1 protein-coding gene is annotated in these 1,190 nt (G+C 74.2%); it reads right to left on the bottom strand.

Annotated elements, in window-relative coordinates; genetic code table 11:
- Window positions 1-1,190: condensation domain-containing protein (locus Ani05nite_RS40685; RefSeq protein WP_203777563.1), on the bottom strand; the 1,190-nt coding region annotated here is incomplete at both ends.

Below are 1,190 nucleotides of genomic sequence, written 5' to 3' on the forward strand. Positions count from 1 at the left end.
GGGCCAGCGGGCCCATGGACCAGGCATCGCCGGCGATGTGGTGCACCACCACGAGGAGCACGTGGTCGCCGTCGCCCAGCCGGAACAGCCGGGCCCGCAGCGGCGGCTGGGTTCGCAGCTCGAACGCCTCCCGCACGGCCCGGTCCACGGCGTCGTCCAGGCCGGCCTCGGTGACCTCGTGGACCGGCAGGCCGGGCCGGGCGCGGCCCGGCGCGAGGATCGTCTGGTACGAGCCGTCCGCGTCCTCACCGAACACGGTGCGCAGGCTCTCGTGCCGGTCGGTGAGGTCGCCGAGCGCCGCCCGCATCGCGTCCACGTCGAGGGCGCCGTGCAGGCGCAGCGCGACGGGCAGGTGATACGTGGCGCTGGAGCCCTCGAACTGGTGCAGGAACCACAGGCGCCGCTGGCCGTAGGAGAGCGGCACCCGGGCCGGGCGCTCGACCGGCACCACGCGGGTCCGGGCGGCGGCGCCGTCGTCTAGGGCCGTGGCGAGGCCGGCGACGGTCGGACTCTCGAACAGCCGCCGGACGCCCACCTCGACGTCCAGCACCGAACGGATCCGGCTGATCAGCCGGGTGGCCAGCAGCGAGTGCCCACCCAGGACGAAGAAGTCGTCGTCGATACCGACGCCCTCCACCCCGAGGACCTCCGCGAACAGCCCGCACAGCAGCTCCTCACGAGGGTTCCGCGGCCGGCGACCCTCAGCCTCCGCGCCGTAGTCGGGCGCGGGCAGTGCGCGGCGGTTCAGCTTGCCGTTCGGGGTGAGCGGGAAGGCGTCCAGGGACACGAAGGCCGACGGGACCATGTACTCCGGCAGCGACCGGGCGATGCGCTCCCGCAGACCCGACACCTCGCCGCGGACATAGGCCACCAGGCGCTTGTCACCGGGCCGGTCCTCGCGGACCAGGACGGCGGCCTGGGTGACGGCCGGATCGGCGGCCAGGACCGCCTCGATCTCGCCCAGCTCGATGCGGTAGCCGCGCAGCTTCACCTGGTCATCGGCCCGCGACAGGTACTCCAGACTGCCCGCGGGCGACCAGCGGCCGATGTCGCCGGTGCGGTACAACCGCGAACCGGCCGCGCCGTAGGGATTCGCCACGAAGCGCTGCGCGGTCAGCCCCGGACGCTGCCAATACCCGCGCACCACACCGTCACCGGCGATGTAGACCTCCCCCGGCACGCCGGCCGGC

The sequence above is a fragment of the Actinoplanes nipponensis genome (assembly GCF_016862275.1).
Classification (GTDB): domain Bacteria; phylum Actinomycetota; class Actinomycetes; order Mycobacteriales; family Micromonosporaceae; genus Actinoplanes; species Actinoplanes nipponensis.